This is a genomic window from Micromonospora sp. NPDC000207, assembly GCF_040300925.1.
In the GTDB taxonomy this organism is placed as follows: Bacteria; Actinomycetota; Actinomycetes; order Mycobacteriales; family Micromonosporaceae; genus Micromonospora.
The window spans coordinates 1-23,284 of the sequence record NZ_JBEPEQ010000012.1; the positions used below are offsets into that span (position 1 = coordinate 1).

At 72.1% G+C, this 23,284-nt stretch carries 23 protein-coding genes and 2 pseudogenes; 11 read left to right on the top strand and 14 right to left on the bottom strand.

What is annotated here, in order from left to right; all coding sequences use genetic code 11:
• Window positions 1-1,157 (bottom strand): helicase domain-containing protein (locus ABT336_RS05155; protein WP_502891107.1); only part of this gene is annotated, 1,157 nt, incomplete at its 3' end.
• 262 nt (window positions 1,158-1,419) lie between these two features.
• On the opposite strand from ABT336_RS05155, the gene ABT336_RS05160 reads away from it, so the two are divergent.
• Window positions 1,420-2,313: a hypothetical protein gene (locus tag ABT336_RS05160; protein ID WP_350895228.1), complete on the top strand. Its 894-nt coding sequence runs from the start codon at window positions 1,420-1,422 to the stop codon at window positions 2,311-2,313.
• Window positions 2,314-2,381: 68 nt separating this feature from the next.
• Here ABT336_RS05160 and ABT336_RS05165 read toward each other — a convergent pair whose 3' ends face one another.
• The 5 genes from ABT336_RS05165 to ABT336_RS05185 form a co-directional block, all read right to left on the bottom strand.
• The gene (locus tag ABT336_RS05165) at window positions 2,382-3,212 is read right to left on the bottom strand and encodes a DUF72 domain-containing protein (protein ID WP_350895281.1); all 831 of its coding nucleotides are present in this window, start codon (window positions 3,210-3,212) and stop codon (window positions 2,382-2,384) included.
• Window positions 3,213-3,321: 109 nt separating this feature from the next.
• Complete coding sequence (locus ABT336_RS05170; RefSeq protein WP_350895229.1) at window positions 3,322-4,947, bottom strand: RICIN domain-containing protein; 1,626 nt, start codon at window positions 4,945-4,947, stop codon at window positions 3,322-3,324.
• Between the two features lie 410 nt (window positions 4,948-5,357).
• Window positions 5,358-5,903, bottom strand: coding sequence for a hypothetical protein (locus tag ABT336_RS05175; protein ID WP_350895230.1), 546 nt, complete (start codon window positions 5,901-5,903; stop codon window positions 5,358-5,360).
• Window positions 5,904-6,002: 99 nt separating this feature from the next.
• Window positions 6,003-6,194, bottom strand: coding sequence for a hypothetical protein (locus tag ABT336_RS05180; protein WP_350895231.1), 192 nt, complete (start codon window positions 6,192-6,194; stop codon window positions 6,003-6,005).
• Window positions 6,195-6,598: 404 nt separating this feature from the next.
• Window positions 6,599-8,074 (bottom strand): glycoside hydrolase family 3 N-terminal domain-containing protein, encoded by a 1,476-nt coding sequence (locus ABT336_RS05185; RefSeq protein ID WP_350895232.1) that lies wholly within the window; start codon window positions 8,072-8,074, stop codon window positions 6,599-6,601.
• A gap of 145 nt (window positions 8,075-8,219) precedes the next feature.
• On the opposite strand from ABT336_RS05185, the gene ABT336_RS05190 reads away from it, so the two are divergent.
• Window positions 8,220-9,395, top strand: a complete 1,176-nt coding sequence (locus tag ABT336_RS05190; RefSeq protein ID WP_350895233.1) for an ROK family transcriptional regulator — start codon at window positions 8,220-8,222, stop codon at window positions 9,393-9,395.
• A 41-nt stretch (window positions 9,396-9,436) separates the two neighbouring features.
• Here ABT336_RS05190 and ABT336_RS05195 read toward each other — a convergent pair whose 3' ends face one another.
• Together ABT336_RS05195 and ABT336_RS05200 are read right to left on the bottom strand one after the other, a co-directional pair.
• Window positions 9,437-10,444, bottom strand: coding sequence for an ABC transporter permease subunit (locus ABT336_RS05195; RefSeq protein ID WP_350895234.1), 1,008 nt, complete (start codon window positions 10,442-10,444; stop codon window positions 9,437-9,439).
• The gene (locus ABT336_RS05200; RefSeq protein WP_350895282.1) at window positions 10,441-11,451 is read right to left on the bottom strand and encodes an ATP-binding cassette domain-containing protein; all 1,011 of its coding nucleotides are present in this window, start codon (window positions 11,449-11,451) and stop codon (window positions 10,441-10,443) included. The genes ABT336_RS05195 and ABT336_RS05200 overlap by 4 nt, the downstream gene beginning before the upstream one ends.
• Before the next feature lie 144 nt (window positions 11,452-11,595).
• Between ABT336_RS05200 and ABT336_RS05205 the strand changes: the two genes are divergently transcribed.
• Both ABT336_RS05205 and ABT336_RS05210 read left to right on the top strand, forming a co-directional pair.
• A complete protein-coding gene (locus tag ABT336_RS05205; protein ID WP_502891109.1) occupies window positions 11,596-12,438 on the top strand; it encodes an ABC transporter ATP-binding protein in 843 nt (280 codons plus the stop codon).
• Between the two features lie 152 nt (window positions 12,439-12,590).
• Window positions 12,591-12,998, top strand: a complete 408-nt coding sequence (locus ABT336_RS05210) for a YccF domain-containing protein (protein WP_350895236.1) — start codon at window positions 12,591-12,593, stop codon at window positions 12,996-12,998.
• Window positions 12,999-13,166: 168 nt separating this feature from the next.
• On the opposite strand, the gene ABT336_RS05215 is transcribed toward ABT336_RS05210, so the two are convergent.
• From ABT336_RS05215 to ABT336_RS05225, 3 genes are all read right to left on the bottom strand, one after another.
• Window positions 13,167-13,976 (bottom strand): hypothetical protein, encoded by an 810-nt coding sequence (locus tag ABT336_RS05215; RefSeq protein WP_350895237.1) that lies wholly within the window; start codon window positions 13,974-13,976, stop codon window positions 13,167-13,169.
• 28 nt (window positions 13,977-14,004) lie between these two features.
• Window positions 14,005-14,487 carry a DUF6232 family protein gene (locus ABT336_RS05220; protein WP_350895238.1) on the bottom strand — a complete coding sequence of 161 codons (483 nt, stop codon included), beginning with the start codon at window positions 14,485-14,487 and terminating at the stop codon, window positions 14,005-14,007.
• A gap of 95 nt (window positions 14,488-14,582) precedes the next feature.
• Complete coding sequence (locus tag ABT336_RS05225) at window positions 14,583-15,053, bottom strand: DUF6232 family protein (RefSeq protein ID WP_350895239.1); 471 nt, start codon at window positions 15,051-15,053, stop codon at window positions 14,583-14,585.
• Window positions 15,054-15,225: 172 nt separating this feature from the next.
• Here ABT336_RS05225 and ABT336_RS05230 point away from each other — a divergent pair, with 172 nt between their 5' ends.
• From ABT336_RS05230 to ABT336_RS05245, 4 genes are all read left to right on the top strand, one after another.
• Window positions 15,226-15,999: an enoyl-CoA hydratase-related protein gene (locus ABT336_RS05230; RefSeq protein ID WP_350895240.1), complete on the top strand. Its 774-nt coding sequence runs from the start codon at window positions 15,226-15,228 to the stop codon at window positions 15,997-15,999.
• Between the two features lie 93 nt (window positions 16,000-16,092).
• Window positions 16,093-17,715, top strand: coding sequence for an acetolactate synthase (locus tag ABT336_RS05235; protein ID WP_350895241.1), 1,623 nt, complete (start codon window positions 16,093-16,095; stop codon window positions 17,713-17,715).
• Between the two features lie 185 nt (window positions 17,716-17,900).
• Window positions 17,901-18,875: an ATP-binding cassette domain-containing protein gene (locus tag ABT336_RS05240; RefSeq protein WP_350895242.1), complete on the top strand. Its 975-nt coding sequence runs from the start codon at window positions 17,901-17,903 to the stop codon at window positions 18,873-18,875.
• The gene (locus ABT336_RS05245) at window positions 18,872-19,687 is read left to right on the top strand and encodes an ABC transporter permease (RefSeq protein ID WP_350895243.1); all 816 of its coding nucleotides are present in this window, start codon (window positions 18,872-18,874) and stop codon (window positions 19,685-19,687) included. The genes ABT336_RS05240 and ABT336_RS05245 overlap by 4 nt, the downstream gene beginning before the upstream one ends.
• A gap of 192 nt (window positions 19,688-19,879) precedes the next feature.
• On the opposite strand, the pseudogene ABT336_RS05250 reads toward ABT336_RS05245, so the two are convergent.
• The 3 genes and pseudogenes from ABT336_RS05250 to ABT336_RS05260 all read right to left on the bottom strand — a co-directional run.
• Window positions 19,880-20,209 (bottom strand): annotated as a pseudogene (locus ABT336_RS05250) (PLD nuclease N-terminal domain-containing protein); the annotation flags it as partial.
• Window positions 20,210-20,239: 30 nt separating this feature from the next.
• Window positions 20,240-20,557 carry a DUF202 domain-containing protein gene (locus ABT336_RS05255; protein WP_350895244.1) on the bottom strand — a complete coding sequence of 106 codons (318 nt, stop codon included), beginning with the start codon at window positions 20,555-20,557 and terminating at the stop codon, window positions 20,240-20,242.
• Complete coding sequence (locus ABT336_RS05260) at window positions 20,554-20,946, bottom strand: YidH family protein (RefSeq protein WP_350895245.1); 393 nt, start codon at window positions 20,944-20,946, stop codon at window positions 20,554-20,556. The genes ABT336_RS05255 and ABT336_RS05260 overlap by 4 nt, the downstream gene beginning before the upstream one ends.
• 42 nt (window positions 20,947-20,988) lie before the next feature.
• On the opposite strand from ABT336_RS05260, the gene ABT336_RS05265 reads away from it, so the two are divergent.
• From ABT336_RS05265 to ABT336_RS05275, 3 genes and pseudogenes are all read left to right on the top strand, one after another.
• Entirely contained in the window at window positions 20,989-21,786 is a 798-nt protein-coding gene (locus ABT336_RS05265; protein ID WP_350895246.1) for a GNAT family N-acetyltransferase, read from the top strand.
• Window positions 21,787-21,788: 2 nt separating this feature from the next.
• Window positions 21,789-22,187, top strand: a pseudogene (locus tag ABT336_RS05270) (hypothetical protein); the annotation flags it as partial.
• 308 nt (window positions 22,188-22,495) lie between these two features.
• A complete protein-coding gene (locus ABT336_RS05275) occupies window positions 22,496-23,275 on the top strand; it encodes an electron transfer flavoprotein subunit beta/FixA family protein (protein WP_350895283.1) in 780 nt (259 codons plus the stop codon).
• Window positions 23,276-23,284: the final 9 nt, after the last annotated feature.

A 23,284-nucleotide genomic window follows, 5' to 3' on the forward strand; every position in this document is an offset into this window, starting at 1 on the left:
GGGGTGAACGCGTCCCCGGCGGCGGCCCGCAGCCGGGCGGTGGAGCCGAGCAGGTCGCGCAGCAGACCGGTCGGGGTCTGCTGTGGCCAGAGCCGTTCGGCCAGGTTGCCGACCGCGTCGGCCCCGCCCGGGTCGACGCCGGTGCGGGCGGCCACCAGGGCGGAGAGCCGGTCACGGAGCAGCCGGCGCCGACCGGAGTACAGCAGGGCGGCGGCCCGCGCCCCGGCGAGCGCCTCGGCGACCTCGGCCCCGGGAATCGTGACGAACCGGCCGCCGACCAGCAGCCGTTCGGCCGGGTCGGGGGTGCCGATCCGGGCGTCCAGTGCGCGGGCCAGCAGGTCGGCCATCCGCGCCTCGCCCTTGATCCGGGTGACCGCGTCCGGCTCGGTGCGCCCGAGCGGCACCTGCGGGGCGAGCCGGCCGACGTCGCACAGCTCCACCCCCTCGTCGCCGAGGGCGGGCAGCACCTGCCCGATGTAGCGCACGAAGGTCGGGTTCGGCCCGACCACCAGCACGTCCGGGGCCGACATCTCGGCGCGGTGCTGGAACAGCAGCCAGGAGACCCGGTGCAGGGCCACCGCGCTCTTGCCGGTGCCGGGGCCGCCCTCGATCACCAGCACCTGGTCGCGCGGGGCGCGGATCAGCGCGAACTGGGCCGCCTGGATGGTGGCCACGATGTCCCGCATGGTGCCGGTACGCCCGCGGGTCAGCTCGGCCAGCAGGTGCGCGTCCACCGCCTCGGCGATTTCGGCCAGGATCGTGTCGGTGAGCTCCTCGATGGTGTTTCCGGTGCAGGTGAAGGCGCGCTTGCGGCGTACTCCTGCGGGGTTGTCCACAGTGGCCTCGAACCAGCCGGCGGCGGCCGGCGCGTGCCAGTTGACCACCAGCACCTCGCCGTCGGCGTCCCGGATCAGGTGCCGCCCGACGTACCGGATCTCGCCCGACTCGGCATCGATCCGGCCGAACGCCACCGCCTCGTCCGCCGCGCCGAGCGCCTTCGTGGCCGCGTCGGCGTACCGGCGCAGGTGGGCGGCGGCGCCGGTGTGCGCGGCAGCCGACGGCAGCCTCCGCAGGTCGTCGCGGCGCCGGTCGCGGTGCTTCGCCGCCGCGTCGAAGTACGCCTGCTCCTCGGCGATGTCGGCTTCCCTGGACGCCACGCGGCCCCTCCCTCACCCCGGACCGTCCGACCGCCCGGCCTCGGTCGGTTCACCGTACCGGCTGTCGGGGGAGGCCGAGGAGGGCGGCGGGCCCGGTGACACCGCCGTTCACCGGCCGTGCCCGGGTTGACGGACGGGCACACCCCCATTTCAAAGATGGATTTCGATGTTTACGGGGAGTAGCATCACCTGCACCCATGGTGTGGCGGCGGGGTGCGACACCGACCTCACGGCGCACCACAGCCGGATGCGGAGGTCGGAGATGCAGGATGAACAGCACCGTCGTCGGTCGGTGAGTCGCCGGGACGTGATGCGGGGCGCGGCAGTCCTCGGCGGTGCCGCCGCGACCGTCGGGTTGGTCGCACCGGGCGGTGCGGCGGCTGCTCCCGACCCCGCGCCGGTGAAGCCGGGACGGGCCGGACTGACCGGGCTCGACGACTGGCTGGGCTCCCTGGTGCAGGTGGCGAGCGTGGCGGCGAACGTCCTGCCGATGCTGGTGCTGGCGCAGCGGGGGGAGACGTCCGACCCGTACCAGACCGGTGGGGTGCAGTTCGAGGTGATCAACATCGACGGTGAGCCGTCCCTCTACGCGCACAACGTCTCCGGTGGGGACGTGGGGCTCTCCTACACCCTGACCCAGTCGGCGCCCGCGTCGAACACGGGGGTGTACCAGCCGCTGCCGAAGGGCGGCGCGTACAAGTGCCAGTCCGACATTGAGCAGTTCACCGACGGTCAGGTCTTCGTGGCCCCCAACCCGGCCTCCCTCGCCTCGACCGGGGGGCTGGCCCGGACCCTGAGTTTCGCGGTGCGCGGCCTGACCATCGGGGCGGTGGTGCAGGTGGTCGGTGGCGTCAAGTTCTCGGTCACCAAGGACCCCGCGACCGGATCGTTCACCGCGGTCATCGATTCCACCGGCACCCCGAAGACGCTGCGGGCCCAGGTCGAGGCGACCGGCCCGGACGGCAACGTGGTCCGCGCGGTGTGGGACTCCTCCGGCTCACCGAACCGGCCGAACAACGACACCATCCAACTTCCGCTCCCGGCGGGGGTGAACCTCGACCCGGTGGTCCAACTGCTCCAGCTCTACGTGGATCTCGACGCCCCCGGCCTGGACGCTGTCACCGCCGACCGCCGCAGTCGGGTGGTCTATCTCTGATCGTCCCGTCGCCCGGCGGAGGGCGGACCGCCGCCGGGCGACGGACCGTGGTCGGTGTCGCACGGGCGTCAGAACAGGGTCAGTGGTCGTTCGAGCGGGATCGGCGTGGGGAGTGGGGCGAGGTCGGGGACCCGGGCGCGTACCTCGTCGTGGAAGCGGCGGGCGAGGACCGGGGCGTCTGCGTTGTCCGGGGTGTGGACGAACACCGTCGGTGAGCGTCCCTCGCGGAGCCAGTCGGTCACGGTCCCGACCCACCGCTGCCAACCCTCGACGGTACGGTCCTCGGCGTCCCGCCCGAGGTAACGGACTATCGGTCGGTCGGTCAGGGCGGTGGTACGCAGCGGCGTGCGCGGCTTCTTCAGCCAGGCGTCCCGCTCGGCGTCACTGCTCGGCGGGGTACGGAAGAACTCGGTGGTGTCGAAGGGGACCCACTCGGCGTCGACGTCACCGAGGACCCCTTCGAGGAGCTTCGACGCCTGGGGGTCGGTGAAGAAGTCGGGGTGCCGGACCTCGACGGCGGACCGGTGGGCCTCGGGGAGACGGCGCAGGAACCGGGCGAGGGTCGGCAGGTCGGTGGGGCCGAAGGAGGCCGGTAGCTGGATCCAGAGGGCGTGGACCCGGGGGCCGAGCGGTTCCATCGCGTCCAGGAAGGCGCGCATCGGCTCGTCCACGTCGGTGAGCCGACGTTCGTGGGTGACGGGTTTGGGGAGTTTGACCACGAACCGGAAGCCCGGATCGGTCTGCTCCGCCCAGGTGGCGACGGTCTCCCGGGTCGGGGTGGCGTAGAAGGTGGTGTTCCCCTCGACCGCGTCACACCAGCTCGCGTAGTGCCGTAGCCGTTCGTGGGCCGGCAGGGGGTGGGTCGTCAGCCGGCCCTGCCACTGCTTGTGCGTCCACATCGCACACCCCACCGACAGCCGCATCGTCGCACCTCCCGCGTCCGAAGGAGGGTACGACACGGCCGCCGCCGACCCGGGTCGGCGGCGGCCGGACGGGCCGGACCGAGGCTCAGCAGCGGTTGATCGTCGAGTTGTTCAGGGTGACGTTGCTGATGGTCAGGTTGGTGGTGCAGGGGCTCTCGGTGATCCGGCTGTTGGTCAGTGTGAAGTTCCGCAGGGCGATGTCCCGGTTACCGGGGAACTCGCTGCGGGCCGCCAGTCGGACCTCCCCGCCCCCGCTGATGGTGCCCCCGTTGGCGGCGATGTTCACCCCGTAGCAGTTCTCGATGAGGACGGCGTTGTTGCCGGTGTTGGCGATGTCGACCCGGTCGATCGTCGCGCCCCCGGACTCGGAGACGCAGAAGATGCCCCGCCCCCCGCCGCGTGCCTTCACCGTGCCGACCCTGATGTTGGTCGGGTAGCTGGAGCCGACCCGCCCGTTGCGGTTGGCCATCCGGAAGGCGGCGTACCCGGTGCCCGCCCCGGCGTTCTCGGCGTCGACGGTGGTGACGGTGGCGTTGATTGTCTGGTTGAGCAGCAGACCGGACTCCCCGACGTTGCGGGCGGTGACGGTGCCGACGGTCAGCCCGTCCACCCCGTACGTCTCCACCGCGTGGGAGCTCGCTCCGGAGACGTACACGTTGTTGATCCTGATGTTGCGGGACCACTGGCTGGTGTCGCCCCGGTTGTCGATGCGGACGCCGAGGCCCCGGGAGAGCCGCATGTCGATCTGCCCGAGGGTCACCTCGGTGACGTTGCGCATGAAGATCCCGTACAGGGGGCTTCCGGTGACTGTCAGGTTCTGCACCTCGACCTGGGTGGTGCCCCGGGAGTAGATGGGGGCCTGGTCACCCGAGCCGGTTCCGGTGACGTCGATGGTGCCGCACACGTCGATGGTGGTGTAGCTGGGCAGGGAGATCCGGGAGTTCGCGCTGATCGACCCGGAGCCCCGGACCACCACCCGCTGCTTGCTGGTCCGGCCGGCGCTGAGGCTGCCGATCGCCGCCTGCACTGCGGCCCGCATGTCGGTCCCGGTGTAGACGGTGCTGCCGCCGTTGCGGGCGGTCCAGGTGCTCCCGTTGAGTACGGCCTCGGCGTTGAATGAGCCGCCGCCGCAGGCGCTGCTGCTGCCCAGCGGGGTCAACCGCCACTGCTGGTTCCAGCCGTCGAGGTCCTGGTACTGGGCGATGGTGCCGCCGTCGGCGGTGGACCACTCCCACACCTCGACTGCCTTGTTGGAGTGCCTGTTGATCAGCCGGACGTGACCCCCCTCGGAGTCGGCGAGCCGGAAGTGCTGCCTGGTGTTGCCGCCGGCTGCGGTGTTCTGCACGAGCCGGGTCCCGTCGGTGGCGTTCGGGAGTTCCAGCACCTTGCCGCTGTGCACCGACCGGATCTGGTGGTAGCCGCTGCCCACGTCGACGAAGCGCCACTGCTGCACGGCCAGGTCGTTGCGGGTGAACTGGTTGACCGGGGCGCCGTCGGTGGTGGCCCAGTCGTACAGGTCCATCGCCTTGCCGCTGTGCCGGTTGACCAGCACGTAGCTGGTGTTGGGGTCGACAGTGGCCGCCAGGGCGGTGGCCGGGGCGACAACCGCTGCGGTGGCCGCGGCGGTGGCCGCGGCGAGGGTGAGGGTGGCGACGGCCGTCAGGCCGATCCGCCGTACGGGTCGGGTGCTCGGATGGTGCTCGCGACGCATCTGTCACTCCTCGGGACGGAGGTGCGCGGGGTGGAGGCGCCTGTCGGTGGAGCAGCGGTGGAGCAGCGGTGGTGGCAAGCGCTTTCCCTGTTAGTTGAGAAATGTAACGATCTCAATCGATGATCGTCAACGAATTCCCGCTGATCAGCCCCGTCGCCCGCCCACTCCCTTCGAGATCTTGCACAGATGACGTTCGCTCCGAACGGAAACTGTCCAAGATCTCGAAGGGTCTGTGCATCGAAACGGCCCCCGACCGGATGGGTCGGGGGCCGTGGATTGCCGGGGGTGGCTTGTGGCCGGTCGGCCAGGCCGCCCGGAGGGCCGGGACCGCCCGACGGCCGGGTCGTCCGGGACCGCCCGGGACCGCCCGGGGGTGGCGGGGTGCCGGGGATGCCAGGGAAGGCGTCGGGTCAGGCGGGTTGGGTGGGCTGGTCGGGTTGGGTGGGCTGGTCGAAGGCGTACCGGGTGGCGTGGTCCGGGTCCGTCGGGTCGATCTGGCGCAGGCCGGCGTCGGCGAGGCGCTTGTTGACCTCGTCGAGCTGCTCCCGGACCAACCGGGCCTCCTCCTCGGTGACCCGGCCCCGGTGCGGCTTGCCGGCGTGCTCGATGGTGCCGTAGTCGATCTTCTCGGCGCTCTTGCGGGCCTTCGGCGGCTTGACCCGCTCGGCCGTCCTGAGCAGCTGGGCCATCGGCACGTCGGTCGCCATGGAGTCGAACTCGCTGGCGTTGAGCACCACCCGGCGCGGTTCGCCCCCGTCGAGCCCGTCGTGGATCTCGACCACCGCGACGTCGAGCGTGGCGTCGTCGATCTGCTCCACCTCGGTCGGGGTGGCGTCCAGCCGTACGGGCCCGGCGACCAGGTCAGGGTGCTCCAGCACCACGACGCGAACCATCTCGTCGTCGGCCTCAAGGACCGTGCCGCTGAAGTCGGAGACGTGGATCGTCTTCTTGCCCATGCGCGGAGCTTCTCCTGTCGTACCGGTGGATCGGACCAGGAGAAGCTACCCGACAGGTGTGCGAAAACCGGCGCTGGACCCGCCCGGTGACCCCGATTGTCAGCAGGTGCCCAGTCCGCGCCGGGTCGACCAGCCCGTCGGTAGGGCGTTCAGCTCTTCCCAGTCGAGAGCGGCGGTGTCGCTCCGGAGGCCGTGGTAGGGCGGCTGCACCGGGAACCCCTGGGTCGACCCCGGGGCCTCGAAGGCTGCCGTGCCGTCCGGCCGGTGCTGCTTGCTCGACTCATCCCGCATGCTCACCACCTTTTCAGAGGAACTTTTCCATGTATGGAAATCAATATGAATAGTGCTCGATGTCATGGCCCTCCGCCCGGAGTCGGGTCGGAACGCATCGGTATGGGTCATGGTCCGCGAAGGTGGCGACGGGGGTGGCGAACAGGCGCGGGTCGTGGATCCCGGGCCGGATCCACGCCCCGCAGCACTGTCCTCCCCGGCCCTGCCGTGGGCGGCGGATGGCGGAGCCGATAGCCGTAACGCTACGTATCGGGGTGCGGTCGAGCAAGGGGTCGAACCTCGTTTTGATCTGTCCAGTAACGGACTTGACCTGGAGCTTTGTGGGACACTGCGAGAACTGGTCAGGTAGCGCAGCGTGCATGCAGGCGGTTCGGCCACGCTGTCAGTCGGGGCAGGTCGGCGGTTCAGCGTGCAGAAGGCGATTTGCCGTGGGTCAGCCCGAGCACCTCGGCCGCCGCCCGACAGTTGGCGTGGCTCGCGCCGTACGTCGCGACGAAGGCACGTGCCCCCGTCGGCCGCCACCGCCCCGGCCAACCCAACTCCACCACGACCACCTGATGGACGGCGGCCAGGGAGCCGACCAGTTCGGTGGCGCCGGGAAGCCGGTGCAGGTTGCGGCCCACCAGGATGATCGGCCGTTGCCCGGCGAGCTGACGCAGACTCTCTGTCGAGGTCTCGGCGGCCACCACCCGGGTCTGCTCGACGTCGGTCAGGTGCGGGCCGAGCCCCCACGGGACCCGTTCCAGCGCTCGGGTCGACGTCGCGTGCACCTGCACCACGAGGGGCCGGTGCAGGCCGTCGAGGTGACCCTCCACCCGGACCGCACGGCGGGCGGCGGCGTACCCGAGGTGGTGGTCGGGGGTGGACCCGGCGGGCGGTCTCCTGGCGGTGGCGGCGGCCAGCCAGGCGGCGCGACCGGCCGCCTCCTCGACCCGGGCCCGGTCCAGCCGGCCGTCGCCGAGCCCGGCGACGATCTCGGCGACGACCTCCTCGACCAGGGCGGCGTCCACCCGGGCCCCGATGCAGAGCAGGTCCGCGCCCGCCGCGAGGGCCCGCACGGCGGCCGGTCCCACCCCACCGGCGACCGCCGCCGCACCCTTCATCTCCAGGGCGTCGGTGACCACTGCCCCGGTGAAGGCGTACTCACCGCGCAGCAGGTCGACCAGGACGGCCCGGCTGAACGTCGCGGGCACCTCCCCGGTGAGCGCCGGTACCCGGATGTGCGCGGTCATCACCGCCCTGGCCCCGGCTGCGACCGCCGCCCCGAAGGGCGGGAGGTCGCGCTCCCGCAGCACCTCCACCGGTACGTCGACGGTGGGCAGCTGCAGGTGCGAGTCGGTGACTGTGGCCCCGTGGCCGGGAAAGTGCTTCGCGCAGGCGGAGACCCCGGCGGCCTGCAACCCGGCCACTGCGGCGGCGGCGTGGGCGGCCACCCGAGCGGGGTCGGACCCGAAGGACCGGACCCCGATCACCGGGTTGTCGTCGGCGGTGTTCACGTCGACTGTGGGGGCCAGGTTCACCGTGACCCCCACCCGGGCCAGCTCCGCCCCGATCGACTCGTACACCAGCCGGGTCGACGTCACGTCGTCGACCACCCCCAGCGCGGCGTTGCCGGGATAGGGGCTGCCGGTGGCGTGCGCCAACCGGGTGACGTCCCCGCCCTCCTCGTCGATCGCCACCAGGACGTCCGAGCGGGCGGCCCGCAGGGCGGCGGTACTGACCGCCACCTGCGACAACGTTTCCACGTTCGTACCGAACAGGGCGTGTCCGGCCAGACCCTCGGCGACCAGGTCGACCGCCCAGGGCGGCGGGTGCGGCCCCCGGTAGGCGGCCAACAGCGTGCCGAGCACCATTCGCCGCAGTCCCGGATCCGAGCCCACCCGCCGCCTCCTGCCGCCTGCCGTGTCGTGCCGCCCGGCCCGCCCCGGGACCGTCTCGCCCGGCCTCTTTCCCGCCGGGTCGGCCGCTACGCTAAGGCACCCATCCGCAGGAGCGTACGACTCCACGACGACCAGAGGACGTGGCATGAGTGCGACCCGGCTGCCCGGCACGCCCCGCCTGTTGCGGGCGCTCAACGACCGTGCGGCGCTGGAGCTGCTCCTGGAACAGGGTCCCCTCACCCGGGCCCGGCTCGGTGAGCTGACCGGCCTGTCCAAGGTCACCGCCTCCCAACTGGTGGAGCGGCTGGAGGAGCGGGGGCTGGTGACCCGGGTCGGCGAGCGGGCCGGTGGGCGGGGTCCGAACGCGCAGCTCTACGCGGTTCGTCCGGGCAGCGCACACGTGGTCGGGGTGAACGTCGGCGCGGACCGGGTGGTGGCCGCCTGCGCCGACATCACCGGAACGGTCCTCGGCCGGGTGGAACAGTCCACCGGCGACACCGACGACCCGGTGGGCGTGGTGCACACCGCAGTGGTCCAGGCCGCCGGCAGCGCCGGTGCGGAGCTGTCGAGCGTACGGCGGGTGGTGCTGGGCACGCCCGGCCTCGTCGATCCGGGCACCGGGGACATCACCTTCGCGTTCGACCTCCCCCGATGGCACCGGGGACTGCTCGCCGCCCTCCGGGAGGATCTCCAGATCCCGGTCGTGTTCGCAAACGACGTCAACCTCGCCGCGGTCGCCGAGGCCCGGGCGGGAGCGGGGCGGGGGGTGTCGGACTTCGCCCTGATCTGGGTCGGGGCCGGTGTCGGCCTGGCGATCATGCTCGGCGGTCGACTGCACCACGGCAGCACCGGGGCGGCGGGGGAGATCGGCTACCTACCGGTGCCCGGCGTGCCGATCCCCCGGGACGTCTCCCGCCGCGCCAAGCCGGCGTTCCAACAGCTGGCGGCGGCCGACGCGGTACGGGCGGTGGCGGCCGAGCACGGTTTCGACGCTCCCACCGCCGCCGAGGCGGTACGCGCCGGGGTCGCCGCCGGCACCGCCGGTGAGCCCTTCCTCGACGAACTGGCCCGTCGACTCGCCCTCGGGGTGGCCGGCACCTGTGTGGTGCTCGACCCGCCGCTGGTGGTGCTCGCCGGTGAGGTGGGGCAGGCCGGCGGCGCGGCCCTGGCCGACCGGGTCCAGCGCGAGGTGGCGGCGATCACCCTGGTCAAACCCCGGGTGGTGACGACGGGGCTGGCGGAGGAGCCGATCCTGCACGGGGCGCTCTGGACCGCGTTGGACGCCGTCCGCGACGAGGTCTTCGGCTCGACCGTCGGCTGACCGCCCCACCCCCATCCCGGCCCGGTCCGCAGCTGTCGGTCTCAGATCAGGTCGCGGCGGCGGAACAGGGCGAAGGCAGCGGCGCAGAGCACCCCGGCGACCCCGAGCAGCACCACCAGCGCCGGCCCCGAGGTGATCTCGTACGACCCGACGCAGCCGTGGGGACCGCAGTCCGCCCCGTCCCAGAACTCGACCCGGCCGTTGAGCCACGCCCCGACGTGGCTGGTGAGCATCAGCTGGTCCACCCGCTCGACGCCGACGATCTCCATCACCAGCCGGGCACCCAGCTCCCACACCACCGCGTACGCCGCCACGGTGCCCAGGGCGGCGGCGGTGTGCCGACCCAGCGTGGCGAGGGCGAAACCGGTCGCACCGGCGATCAGGGCCAGCACCACACCCCGGCCGTGCAGGGTGCCCAGGGACCGCCAGAACTCCCCGTCGACCGTGCCCGGCAGACCTGCCAACTGCCCGATCGTCCAGAACGCCCCGAGGTAGACCGCCGAGGCGACGACGGACAGCAGCAGGAGCGTGACGAGCAGCGTACCGAGTTTGGTGGCGAGGACAGTCAGTCGGCGGGGCCGCCACAGCAGGAGGTTCACCACCCCGCCGGAGTTGAGGTCGGCCCCGATGAACGAGGCCCCGACCAGGAACCCGAAGAGCACCAGGTAGGCGATGAGGAAGTAGAGCAGGGGCTCGGCCTCGTTGGCGAAGACGAACACGCCGTCGAGGTAGTCGGTGGCGATCGGAAGCCTGTCGAACTGCCCGGGGTCGTACGGCGAGCAGGACGTGGGGTACTTGTCGGTGCCGAAGTCGTCGGCCGGCCGCTGCCCCTGCAGCTGCGCCACGCACCGCTCGTACTCCAGCTCCATCCCTCGGATCTCCTGGGCCGCCGCGGCCCGGGCGTTCTGCACCTCGGTGACCGACGGCCGGTGCGAACCGGCGAGGGTGGTGGCCGTGGTGATCCCGAAGGCCAGCAGTAGCAACACCAGCATGAGCTGCACGAAACGGCGGGAACCCAGCCGTTCCAACTCGGCCCGGACGAGGTTCACGTGTCCATCCTTGCGGTGTCGGCCTCGGACGCACCGAGGTCGATGACGGAGTCGCGGGCCGTGGCGTCGTCCACCTGCCGGGGCAGTGCCGGGGTGGCGGACGTGCCTGTCAGTTCCAGGAAGGCGCTCTCCAGGTCGGGGCGGAGCGGGGTCAACTCCCGAACCCACACCCCCTGCTCGCCGAGGGTCCGGGCGATCAGTTCCGGATCCTCGGTCCCGCCGACCACCAGGTGGTCGTCCTCCTCCCGGACCGGGAGCCCGGCGGCGCGCAGCAACTCGACGGCGCGGGCGGGCTCGGCGACCCCGACCCGGACCTCGTGCCTGTCGAACCCGGCTAGGACGTCGTCGACCCGACCGGTCGCCACCCGACGCCCGGCCGAGATGATCGTGACGTGGTCGCAGATGAGTTGGACCTCGGCGAGGATGTGGCTGGACAACAGCACCGTCACCCCCGACTCGGCCAGCGACCGGGTGAGGTCACGCATCTCCCGGATGCCCGCCGGGTCCAGCCCGTTCGCCGGTTCGTCAAGGATCAGCAGCTCCGGGTCCTTCAGCAACGCCGAGGCGACCGCGAGGCGTTGCCGCATCCCGAGCGAGTAACCCCGGACCCGGTCGTGGCCCCGGTCGCGCAGCCCCACCAGCTCCAGCACCCTGTCGACCCGGCTGACCGGGACCCCACCGGCGACGGCCAGCAGCCGTAGCGTCCGGTGTCCGGTGAAGTTGCCGAAGAACTGCGGGGTCTCCACGATCGCGCCCAACCGCCCTGTCACCCTGGGCAGGTGGTGCGGAGTGCGTACGCCGAGCACCGTCATCTCACCGGCGTCCGCGCGGACCAGCCCGAGCAGGGCCCGCAGGGTCGTGGTCTTGCCCGAACCGTTGGGGCCGAGGAACCCGTGCACCTGCCCCGCCTCGACGTGCAGGTCGAAGCCGTCCACGGCGACCCGGGGGCCGTGGCGCAGACTCCGGAACGTCTTGCGCAGCCCGGCGATCTCGATGACCGGGCTCACCCGGTGGGCCGGGGGCTCGACGGGGCGCACGGATACGACATGGACCGTCCTTCCGACGGGGGTGACCAACGACACGGCGCCTCAGCCTAGAGCCGAACCGCCGCCCCTGGGGGGCGGCCCGGCGGTGCGTGATTGGATGGACGGGTGCACACTGACCTGATCTCCGGCGCCGGTGGTGCCGCATCCGCATCGTCGTCCGTGGACGCCGACCTGGTGGTCAGCCTCGAGACCGTCGGGGTCCGCCGATCCGGTTCCCCGCTGTTGCACGACGTGGACTGGCGGGTCGAACTGGACGAACGGTGGGTGGTCCTGGGGCCCAACGGGGCCGGGAAGACCACCCTGCTGAAGCTGGCCGCCGGGCAGCTGCATCCGACCGCCGGGACCGCCCACGTCCTCGGTGAGCGGATCGGCCGTACCGACGTCAACGAACTGCGTACCCGGATCGGGCTCTCCACTGCCGCGCTGGCCGAGCGGATCCCGGCCGAGGAGCGGGTTGCCGACGTGGTCGTCACCGCCGCGTGGTCGGTGGTGGGCCGGTGGCGGGAGGACTACGACAGGTACGACGAGTCGCGCGCCCGGGCCCTGCTGGCCCAGTTCGGGGTGAGCGGGCTGGCCGAACGGGCCTACGGCACCCTCTCCGAGGGGGAGCGCAAGCGGGTGCAGATCGCCCGGGCGTTGATGACCGACCCGGAGCTGCTCCTGCTCGACGAGCCGGCCGCCGGTCTCGACCTCGGGGGCCGCGAGGACCTGGTCGCCCGCCTGGCCGAGCTGGCCCAGGACCCGGACGCCCCGGCCCTGGTCCTGGTGACCCACCACGTGGAGGAGATCCCACCCGGGTTCACCCACGCCCTGCTGCTGCGCGACGGGGGAGTGGTCGCCCAGGGACTGCTGGAGCAGACCCTGACCGGGGACAACCTGTCGGAGACCTTCGGCCTGCCGCTGACTGTGGAGCGGCGTGGCGACAGGTGGACCGCCCGCGCCGCCTGACGCGGGCGGTCTGATTCGCGCTGTCCGACCGGCTCGGGAGCCCCTGTCGTCGTCCGACGGGCAGGGGCCGGTCTTCCCGGCGCACGGGCATCCCGGTCGATGCCGAGGCCCGTACGGGTCGGACGGTTGTGCCGCCCAGGCACCATTGGTGCATGAGGTTGCTGCTCAACGTACTCTGGTTGATCTTCGGTGGTGGTCTGGTGCTGGCGGTGGGTTACGGCATCGCCGCCGTGATCTGTTTCCTGCTCGTGGTGACGATTCCCTTCGGGGTCGCCTCGTTGCGGCTGGCTGTCTACTCGCTCTGGCCGTTCGGTCGGACGCTGGTGCCGAAGCCGGGCATCGGGGTCGGCTCGGGTCTGGGCAACGTGCTCTGGGTGGTGCTGGCCGGCTGGTGGCTGGCGCTGAGCCACATCATCGCCGGGGTGACCCTCTGCTTCACCATCATCGGGATTCCGTTCGGTATCGCGAACTTCAAGCTGGTCCCGGCCGCGTTCTGGCCGCTCGGCCGGGAGGTCGTCGAGATCGACGAACTGCACCGCCCGGGTTACGTCCCCGCCTGACCGGCGCGGCACCGGCCGTGCTGCGTCTCAGCTCGTTGCGGCGCGGCCGGTCGGGCCGGTTCCCCGCGAGGCTTCGCCCGGGCCGGGCGGGGTTGGGGTCCCCGCGAGGATCCGGGCTCCGGCGCGGCCCGGCCGGACTGCGGTCCCGCCCGGCTCGTGCTCCGGCGGTCAGCTCTGCTCGTCGCTGAGGCGTGCCCCGCGTCGACGGAACATCCCCAGCCCGGGGATGCCGGCCACCGCGAGCTTGAGGTCGCGGGTGACGTCGAGGAGGTCGTGCACGTCCGGGCCGACCCGGTCCAGGGTGGCCAGGATGGGCAGGATGTCGGCGGTGAGGTGCTCCTTGAGCTTGGGCAGCTCGTCGACGAGCCGGATCGCCGCCGTGACCTCCTCCTGGCTGAGTTCCTCGACGAACCGGTTCGCCATCGGGGCACCTCGACGCAGTGTCGGTTCGTACGCGTCGAGGAGTTCGGTGGCGGTCACCGTCGCACCCTGCGCGGCGGCGATCGTCCCGGCGGCCCGGTCGGTCACCGCTTCGGCCCGGGCGACGACAGTGGCCGCCCCGTCCGCCACCTGCCCGGCCTCGGCGACGACGGTGGCGGCGGCGGACGCGGCCTGCTCGGCCTTCCCCACCACCACGGCGGCGGCGGTGGAGACCCGCTGGGCCTCGTCGACCACCCGGGCGGCGGCGGTGGCGACCTCGGTGGCGTTCTCGATCGCCGTGGTCGCTGCGGCGCTGATCACCGCCACGTCGCGGACCGCCGTCCCGGCCTCGGCCACCACCCGGTCGGTCCGGTCAAGGGTCTCCTCGATCCGGTCGACCACCCCGTTGATCCGGGTGATCAGGGTGTCGACGCTGTCGAGCACCGCGAACGCGCGGGCGGGCACGGCGGCGAGTGAGGCGGCCGAGCCGAGCGCCTGATCGAGGGCGGACCGGGTGAGGTCGACCATCGCGGCCGGCCGGGGAAGGGGGATCACCATGGGACCAAGTGTGCGTCGGGACGCCAGGTCATCCGAACTCGCCCCGCTGTTCGCTGGCGCGCTGCACGGCCCGGTAGATCTGCCCGAACCGCAGCGCGTCGGGGGTGCGGAGCAGCATCAACTCCTTCCCCCGGTACTGCACCCAGAGTTCGTGCACCTGGTTGCCGCGCTCGTACGACCTGTCGAGCCAGCTCAGCGGCAGCTCCAGGAAGGGCGTCAGGGCCAGTGCCCCGACGGCCATCGCGGCCAGCACGATCAGCGCGGTCGTCCAGTTCCCCCGGTCCTGGGCCGACCAGAGCAGCGAGATCACGCAGATCAGGGCCACCAGCGGGGGCAGGGAGAGCAGCAGCACCAGGACGTTGCGGCCGATGACCCGACCCCGGACGGCGAGGGTCTTGCGCCCCCGCGCGTGCCAGACGTAGGTCACCTCGTCGATCGCGACTGTGACACCACCCGACCGGATCGACTCGGAGGTCACCTGCACCGTGTCGTCCCGGTAATAGAGGGCCATCACTAAGTCTAACCGCTCTGGCCGACTTCGGCCGTCCCGTCGGGGACCGGCCGGGGCACCTCCGCCACCTCCGCCTCGACCCGGCGGGTAACCGGTCAGCGGCGACGCTGGGAGTGCAGGTTCTCCATGGCGCGTTGCAGGGCCCGGTAGATCTGACCGAACCGGAGGGAGTCGCCGGTGCTCAGGAGCTGGACCGGGGCACCCCGCCAGCGGATCCACAACTCCCGCTGGCGACTGCCCCGGGCGTACGACCTGTCGAAGTACTCGAAGAGGGTGTCGGCGAGCGGGCCGACACCCAACCCGACCAGGGTGGCGACGCCGACGATGGCGACGGTGACGGTCACCGACGCGTCGAGCCAGAGCGCCAGGAGCACCCCGAGGATCGCGGCGACGATCGGGGCGGCCAACGCCGCGCCGAGGGCGCCCCGCCCGGCGAGGACCCGCCAGGACCGGCTGCCCTGTCGGTGCCACACTTCATCGACTTCGGACAACTGATAGGTGTTCCCGTCGACCCAGATGGTCGTCGCAGTCACCTGCACGGACGGGTCGTCGTAGTGGATCGTCATCGAGGCTGCTCCGCTGGCTGGGCTCCCACCAGGCTATCTGTACCGGCGGCGGGAGCCTTATGGTTGGCACGCGACTTCGACGAGGAAGTGGAGGGGGCGGCGTGAGCGAGCGGTGTGAGCGAACCGTCATCGTCGATGGCCACGGCGACGCCGAACGACGTGAGGGGGCGGCGTGAGCGAGTTCGTGCGGTTGGAGACCCGGGACGGCATCGGCACCATCCGGTTGGACCGACCCCCGATGAACGCCCTCGACACCCAGGTGCAGGAGGAGTTGCGCGCCGCGGCCACGGCCGCCGCCGTCGACCCGCTGGTCCGTGCGGTCATCGTGTACGGCGGGGAGAAGGTCTTCGCCGCCGGTGCCGACATCAAGGAGATGGCCGACATGTCCTACGTGGACATGTCGGAGCGGGCGGCGGAGCTGTCCGGGGCGCTCGGTGCGTTCGCCCGGATCGGCAAGCCGGTGGTCGCCGCGATCACCGGGTACGCCCTCGGCGGCGGGTGTGAACTGGCTCTGGCCTGCGACTGGCGGGTGGTCGCCGAGGACGCCAAGCTCGGTCAGCCGGAGATCAAGCTGGGGGTGATCCCGGGGGCGGGCGGCACCCAGCGGCTGGCCCGCCTGGTCGGCCCGGCCCGCGCCAAGGACCTGGTCATGACCGGTCGGATGGTGGACGCACAGGAGGCCCTGCGGATCGGCCTGGTCGACCGGGTCGTCCCGGCCGCCGAGGTCTACGCGGCCGCCGTCGAGCTGGTCACGCCGTTCCTGACCGGGCCGGCCCAGGCCCTGCGGGCGGCGAAACTCGCCGTCGACGGTGGACTGGAGATGGACCTGGCCTCCGGGCTGGCCTGGGAGAGTCAGCTCTTCGCGGGGCTCTTCGCCACCGACGACCGTCGGGAGGGAATGGCCGCCTTCGTCGAGAAGCGCCGCCCCGACTTCACAGGTCGCTGACCGGGCGCGCCCCGGGGCCGCCGGGGTGGTTCACATTCCGCCTACCGGCCAGTAACGTGGTGGTCCGGTCGAGCCGACGTTGAAGGGGCGCACATGGCGGAGCGGATCGAAGGTCACGGCGGTCAGCTGGCGCTCGCGGCGCTGCGGGCGTACGGCGTCCGTGAGATGTTCACCCTCTCCGGTGGGCACGTCTTCCCGCTCTACGACGCCGCGCACGCCACCGGCTTCCCGATCCACGACGTCCGGCACGAGCAGTCCGCCGTCTTCGCCGCCGAGGCGGTGGCCAAGCTGCAACGTCGTCCCGGCCTGGCCGTCCTCACCGCCGGACCCGGGGTCACCAACGGGATCAGCGGGCTGACCAGCGCGTACTTCAACGCCTCTCCGGTGGTGGTGCTCGGCGGGCGGGCTCCGGCGTTCCGCTGGGGCTCCGGCAGCCTCCAGGAGATCGACCACGTACCGCTGGTCGCCCCGGTGACCAAGCACGCCGAGACGGTCCTCGCCACCGACGACATCCCCCGGGCGGTCGGGGCTGCGGTGACCGCCGCCCTCACCCCGCACCGGGGGCCGGTCTTCCTGGACCTCCCCCTGGAGGTCGTCTTCTCGGTGGCCGACGTCGCCGCCCCCGTCGCCGCCCCCGTCGCCCCGGTCGAGGCCGATCCGGACGAGGTCGCCCGGGCGGCCGGGCTGATCGCCGGGGCGCACCGTCCGGTCATCGTGGCCGGTTCCGACGTCTGGACCGGCGACGCTGTGGAGGCGCTGCGCGCCGCCGCCGAGGCGTTGCAGGTGCCGGTCTTCACCAACGGCATGGGTCGGGGGGCGTTACCCCCCGAGCACCCGCTCGCCTTCGCCAAGGCCCGCCGGGCCGCCCTGGGGGGCGCGGACCTGGTGGTGGTGGTCGGCACCCCACTGGACTTCCGGCTCGGGTTCGGTGACTTCGGCGACGCCGCTGTGGTGCACGTCGTCGACTCCCCTGGCCAACGCGCCCAGCACGTCCAGCCGGCCGCCGCCCCGGCCGGGGACCTCCGGCTCGTCCTGACCGCCTTCGCCGACCACCCCGGCAATCGGGTCGACCACGCCGACTGGATCGCGCAGCTGCGTACCGTCGAGGAGGCGGCGAAGGCCCGCGACGCCGAGGCGATGTCCGCCGACACCGACCCGATCCGGCCCGCCCGGGTCTACGGCGAGCTGCGCCGGGTCCTCGCCCCGGACGCGATCACCATCGGCGACGGCGGGGACTTCGTCTCGTACGCGGGCAAGTACCTGGAACCGGCGCAGCCCGGCACCTGGCTCGACCCCGGGCCGTACGGGTGCCTGGGCACCGGGATGGGCTACGCGATGGGGGCCCGGGTGAGCCACCCGGACCGGCAGATCTGCGTCCTGATGGGCGACGGCGCGGCGGGCTTCTCGCTGATGGACGCCGAGTCGCTGGTCCGGCAGGGGCTGCCAGTGGTGATCGTGGTGGGCAACAACGGCATCTGGGGCCTGGAGAAGCACCCGATGCAGGCCATGTACGGCTACGACGTCGCCGCCGACCTGCAACCCGAACTGCGCTACGACAGGGTGGTCGAGGCGCTCGGCGGGGCGGGGGAGACGGTCGCCAAGGCCACCGATCTGGGTCCGGCGCTGGAGCGGGCCTTCGCCGCCGGAGTGCCGTACCTGGTGAACGTGTTGACCGACCCGGCCGACGCGTACCCCCGCTCGTCGAACCTGGCCTGACCCGCAGTCGTCCCCCGGCCCGCCGCCGTCCCCGTCCCGGGGCGGCGGCGGTCGTCGTCGTGCCGACCTTGACCAGCGAATATCAGGTGAAAGTAGGCTCCCGTCGCCGTAGGGTCAGCCGGGCCTCGGCGGCTTGTCACACCGGTAGGGCAGGGTGTGGCGGTCAACGGACGACGGGAGACGTGATGGAGTACGCAATTCGGGCAGAGGGGTTGGTGCGCCGGTTCGGGTCGACGACCGCCCTCGCCGGTGTCGACCTGCTGGTCCCGACCGGTACGGTCTTCGGGCTGCTCGGCCCGAACGGGGCGGGCAAGACCACCTCGGTACGGGTCCTCGCCACCCTGCTCGAAGCCGACGAGGGGCACGCCACGGTGGCCGGCTTCGACGTGCGCCGCGACGCCCACCGGGTGCGCGGGCTCATCGGCCTGACCGGGCAGTACGCCTCGGTCGACGAGACCCTGACCGGCAGCGAGAACCTGTTGTTGATCGGTCGGCTGCTCGGCATGGGGCGGGCGCAGGCGCGTGACCGGGCCCGGCAGTTGCTCGCCGACTTCCACCTGACCGACGCCGCCGGTCGGGCGGCCAAGACCTACTCGGGTGGGATGCGCCGCCGCCTCGACCTGGCGGCCAGTCTGGTGGGCAGGCCCCAGGTGCTCTTCCTCGACGAGCCCACCACCGGGCTGGACCCGCGCAGCCGCAACGAGCTGTGGGACATCGTCCGGTCGCTCGTCGCCGACGGGGTCACCGTCCTGCTCACCACCCAGTACCTGGAGGAGGCCGACCAGTTGGCCGGCGAGATCGCAGTGGTGGACCACGGCCGGGTCATCGCCCAGGGGACCCCGGAGGAGCTGAAGGCGAAGACGGGTGGGCAGAGTCTCTCGGTCCGGCCGGTCGACCCGGCCGACCTGCCCACCGTCGTGGCCGTCGCGGGGGCGGCCGCCGGCAGCGTCCCGGACGTCACCCAGCAGACCGTACGGGTCCCGGTCAACGACCCCGGGGTGCTCGCCACCGTGGTGCGTCGGCTGGACGAGGCCGGGGTCGCCGTGGCCGAGCTGTCCCTGCGCGGCTCCAGCCTCGACGAGGTCTTCCTCTCCCTGACCGGTCAGCGGGCCGAGCAGGACACCCTGTCCGACACCGCTCCGGAGGAGACCGCAGCATGACCGCCACCGCCACCACCGCCCCTCCGCTGACGCCGTCGCGTCGACCGAGCACCGTCGCCGGGCTGCAACACACGATGACCCTGGCCTGGCGCAGTCTGGTCCAGATCAAGCACAACCCGATGGAGCTGCTCGACCTGAGCATCCAACCGGTGATGTTCGTGCTGTTGTTCACCTTCGTCTTCGGTGGGGCGATCGCCGGCTCACCCGGGGACTACCTGCTGTTCGCGCTGCCCGGCATCATCGTGCAGAACGCCTTCTTCGCCACCATGACCACCGGGTTCGGGCTCAACCACGACCTGACCAAGGGGGTCTTCGACAGGCTGCGGTCGCTCCCGATCGCGCGGTGGGCGCCGCTGGCCGGTCGGATCCTCGCCGACACCGTCAAGCAGGCATGGTCGGTGACGCTCCTGCTCGGGGTCGGGATGGTGTTGGGGTTCCGGTTGGGCGACAACGGGATCGTCGGGCTGCTCGGCGCGTTCGCCCTGTTGCTGGCCTTCTCCCTGGCCGCGGCCTGGATCTCGGTCCTGGTCGGCGTGCTGGTGAGCGAGCCGGACAAGGTGCAGATCTTCGGCTTCATGGTGATCTTCCCGCTGACCTTCACCAGCAACGCGTTCGTGCCGACCGAGACGATGCCGGGTTGGTTGCAGGCGTGGGTGGAGGTGAATCCGGTCACCGTCCTCGCCGACGCCCTGCGCGGGCTGCTGGTCGCCGGGCCGGTCGTCGGACCGGTGGTGCAGTCCCTGATCTGGGCCGCCGTCCTCGCCGCGATCTTCGCCCCACTGTCGGTACGGGCGCTGAGACGTCGAGGCTGACCCGCACCGCCGCGACGGTCGGGCCCCGGTGGGCCGACCTGCCTACCGGGGCTCGGGGGAGTCCTCGCCCCGGGGCGGCTCACCGTCGCGGCTGCGCGAACCCTCCCGGCCCCGGATGTCGTCGCCGGACTGGTCGTTGCTGTCCGTCGTCGCGGTGTCCGGCTCCGGCTTCGCCGGGGGCTCGGTCGCGCCGCGCAGGTCGTCCTCCCATCGACGGAAGAGGTCGTTGTCCTGTTTGCGGGACTGCTCGGCGAGGGTGCGCAGGAAGTCCGGGTCGTCGTCGGGGGCGACCGGACCCCGCCCGCTCCGGGCCGCCGGGCCGCCGCTGCGTTTCTGCGGCAGCGGCCGTCCGGCGAAGAACCAGGCGAGCCAACCGATCAGCGGGACGAGGAGGATGACCGCCACCCAGACGGCCCGGGGCATGGCTCGAACGCTGCCCTTCTCCGCCGACAGGCAGCTGATCAGCGCGAGGGCCGCGCAGACGACCTGGACGAAGATGAGGAGGATGAAGAGCCGGACCATGGCCCAATCATGACGCACTGTCGCGGGAAGTCACCACAGCTCGGGTAGCAGGAGCACCACACCCGTCAGGGCGAGCCCCACTGCGGCGAGAGCGGCCAGCGTGAACGCGGGTCCGCCGGTGGCCGTCGGACCGGTGCCGGTACCCCGTCGCCAGCAGGTCGAGACGGCCGCCGCCCAGAGCCCGACCACCACCAGTCCGACCACCGCCCCGGCGGCGTCCTCGCCGGCCAGCGCCAGTCGGATCGCCAGGACCGCCACCAGGGTCGTGGCCAGGGCGGTCCGTCGCCAGGCAAGTCGGGTCCGCTCCGGTTGCAGTCCCGGGTCCCGTTCGCGTCCGACGGCTGTCACCGCCGACCGACCGCCCCGGCGAGGACCGCCACCACCAGCAGCAGGGCACCGACACCGACGATGAGGGCGAGGACGGCGGGGAAGCGGGAGGTGGGTAGCTCCTCGTCCAGCCGGATGGCCCGCTCGGTACGGGCCCAGTGGTCCACCGCCCGGACCGCCACCCCGCCGCCGAGGAGCAGGAGCACGATGGCGATGACCTCGCGCAGGTGGCGCAGGGGCAGCGGGGGGAGGAACTGCGCGACGGCAAGCCCTCCGCCGATCAGGGCCAGCCCGGTCCGGAGCCAGGCCAGGAAGGTCCGCTCGTTGGCCAGGGAGAAACGATAGTCGGGGGTACGTCCGACCTCCCGCAGTTCACGGGGGTCGAACCAGCGTCGGATGTTCTGCCACACGAGCGGTGATTATGCGCTTGTGTCCCGTCGTAGCCTGAATCGATGAGCGATCTCGACGCGATGACACTCCGGGCCGCGTACGACAACCAGCTCCGGCCGGAGGTTCCCGACCCGGTTCCGGCCGGTGTGGTGGTGGAACGCGACGGTCCCCTGGTCCGGATCACCGGGCTGGACGACAGGGGCTTCCTCACCTACCGCACCCTCGACGGCCTGACCGGTGCGGAGCTGGACGCCCTGATCGCCCGGCAGGTGGACTTCTTCCGGGGACGCGACGAGTCGGTGGAGTGGAAGCTCAACGCCCACGACGAGCCGGCCGACCTCCCCGACCGGCTGCGGGCTGCGGGTTTCGTGGCGGAGGAGACCGAGGTCGTCCTGGTCGGCCCGGTCGCACCGTTGGCGTCCGCGCTGCCGGTGCCGCCCGACGGCGTACGCCTTCGCGAGGTGACAGGCCGCGACGACCTGGAGCGGATCGCGGCGATGGAGACGGCGGTCTGGGGTTCCGACAGGTCCCACCTCGCCGCCGCCCTGGACCGGGAGATCGCCGCCGACCCGCAGTCGATCACCGTCGTGGTGGCCGAGGCGGGTGACGAGGTGGTCGGTGCGGGCTGGGTGCGGTACGCGCCGAACAGCGGTTTCGCCTCGCTGTGGGGCGGTTCGGTCCTTGCCGACCGGCGGCGACGGGGCATCTACCGGGCGCTGGTCGACTACCGGGCCCGCCTGGCCGACCAGCGTGGCCGGACCCTGTTGCAGGTGGACGCCTCCCCGGACAGCCGGCCGATCCTGCAACGTTCGGGGTTCGTCCAGGTCACCTCCACCACGCCCTACGTCTACACTCCGTGATCATGGAACGGTTGACGGACGAGGAGCGGTTCACCCTCAAGACCGGGGCTTTCGGCGCGGTGTTCCTGGTGTCGAACGCCGATCCCGGGATCTTCGCCATGATCCGGGAGAGCTTCGCCGCCTCCGGGGTGATGGCGGGGGCCAGCGGGGTGGTCAAGGAGGCGTTGACCACCGGTCCGCAGCCGAAGTTGCCCCGTGACTCGTCGTTGGAGGTCGAGTCGATGGTGCTCCCGGCGCTCGGGGAGGCGGTGGAGATCCTGCGCCGTAAGTCCCCGCCGGACGTGTCGACGTACCGGTCTGTGGTGTTGACCGCCGCCGACGAGGTGGCCCGGGCGCACGGGGGCGTCTCGGCGGCGGAGACCGCTGTGATCGAGCGGATCCGCGCCGCCCTCGGGGACCCACCCGCGCCATCGGTGGAGGACCCACCCGCGCCGTCGGTGGAGGACCCACCCGCGCCGTCGGCGGCGGACTGATCCGCGCCGCCCTCGGGCGCTGACCTGCCCCGCCGTGGGTGGGGGTGACCTGAGTCACTCTCGCTCACCCGGAACCGTATGCTACTGGCAGGTAACATTGCCGGCGTGGGTAACCGCACTGCCGCCCCTGGTTGACCGGCTGGCCACAAACGCGCAAGGCTGCGCCCGTGACCGGGCGAAACATCGCCCCACCGGGTGAGAATCGCACCACCAAACAGGAGGGTCGTCGACACGCGATGAACATCGTCGTACTCGTCAAGCAGGTGCCCGACTCGGGCGCGGACCGCAACCTGCGCAGTGACGACAACACCGTAGACCGCGGTTCGGCGAACAACGTCATCAACGAGATGGACGAGTACGCCATCGAGGAGGCGCTGAAGATCAAGGAGGCGCACGGCGGCGAGGTCACCATCCTGACCATGGGGCCGGACCGGGCGACCGAGTCGATCCGCAAGGCGCTCTCCATGGGACCGGACAAGGCCGTGCACGTCCTCGACGACGCCCTGCACGGGTCCTGCGCCGTCGCCACCTCGAAGGTGCTTGCCGCAGCCCTCGGACAGCTCGGCGCCGACCTGGTGCTCTGCGGCGCGGAGTCGACGGACGGTCGGGTCCAGGTCATCCCGCACATGCTCGCCGAGCGGCTCGGCGTCGCAGCCCTGACCGGCGCCCGCAAGCTCACCGTCGACGGCGGCACCCTGACCGTCGAACGGCAGACCGAGGAGGGCTACGAGGTGGTCACCGCCGCCACGCCCGCCGTGGTCTCGGTCTGGGACACCATCAACGAGCCCCGGTACCCGTCCTTCAAGGGCATCATGGCCGCCAAGAAGAAGCCGGTGCAGACGCTCGCCCTGGCCGACCTGGGAATCGCCGCGAACGAGGTCGGATTCGACGGCGCGACCAGCACCGTCCTGGAGCACAGCACGCGTCCGCCGCGCTCCGGCGGCGCGAAGGTCACCGACGAGGGCGCCGGCGGTACGCAGCTGGTCGAGTTCCTCGCCACCGAGAAGTTCGTGTGAGGGGTCAGG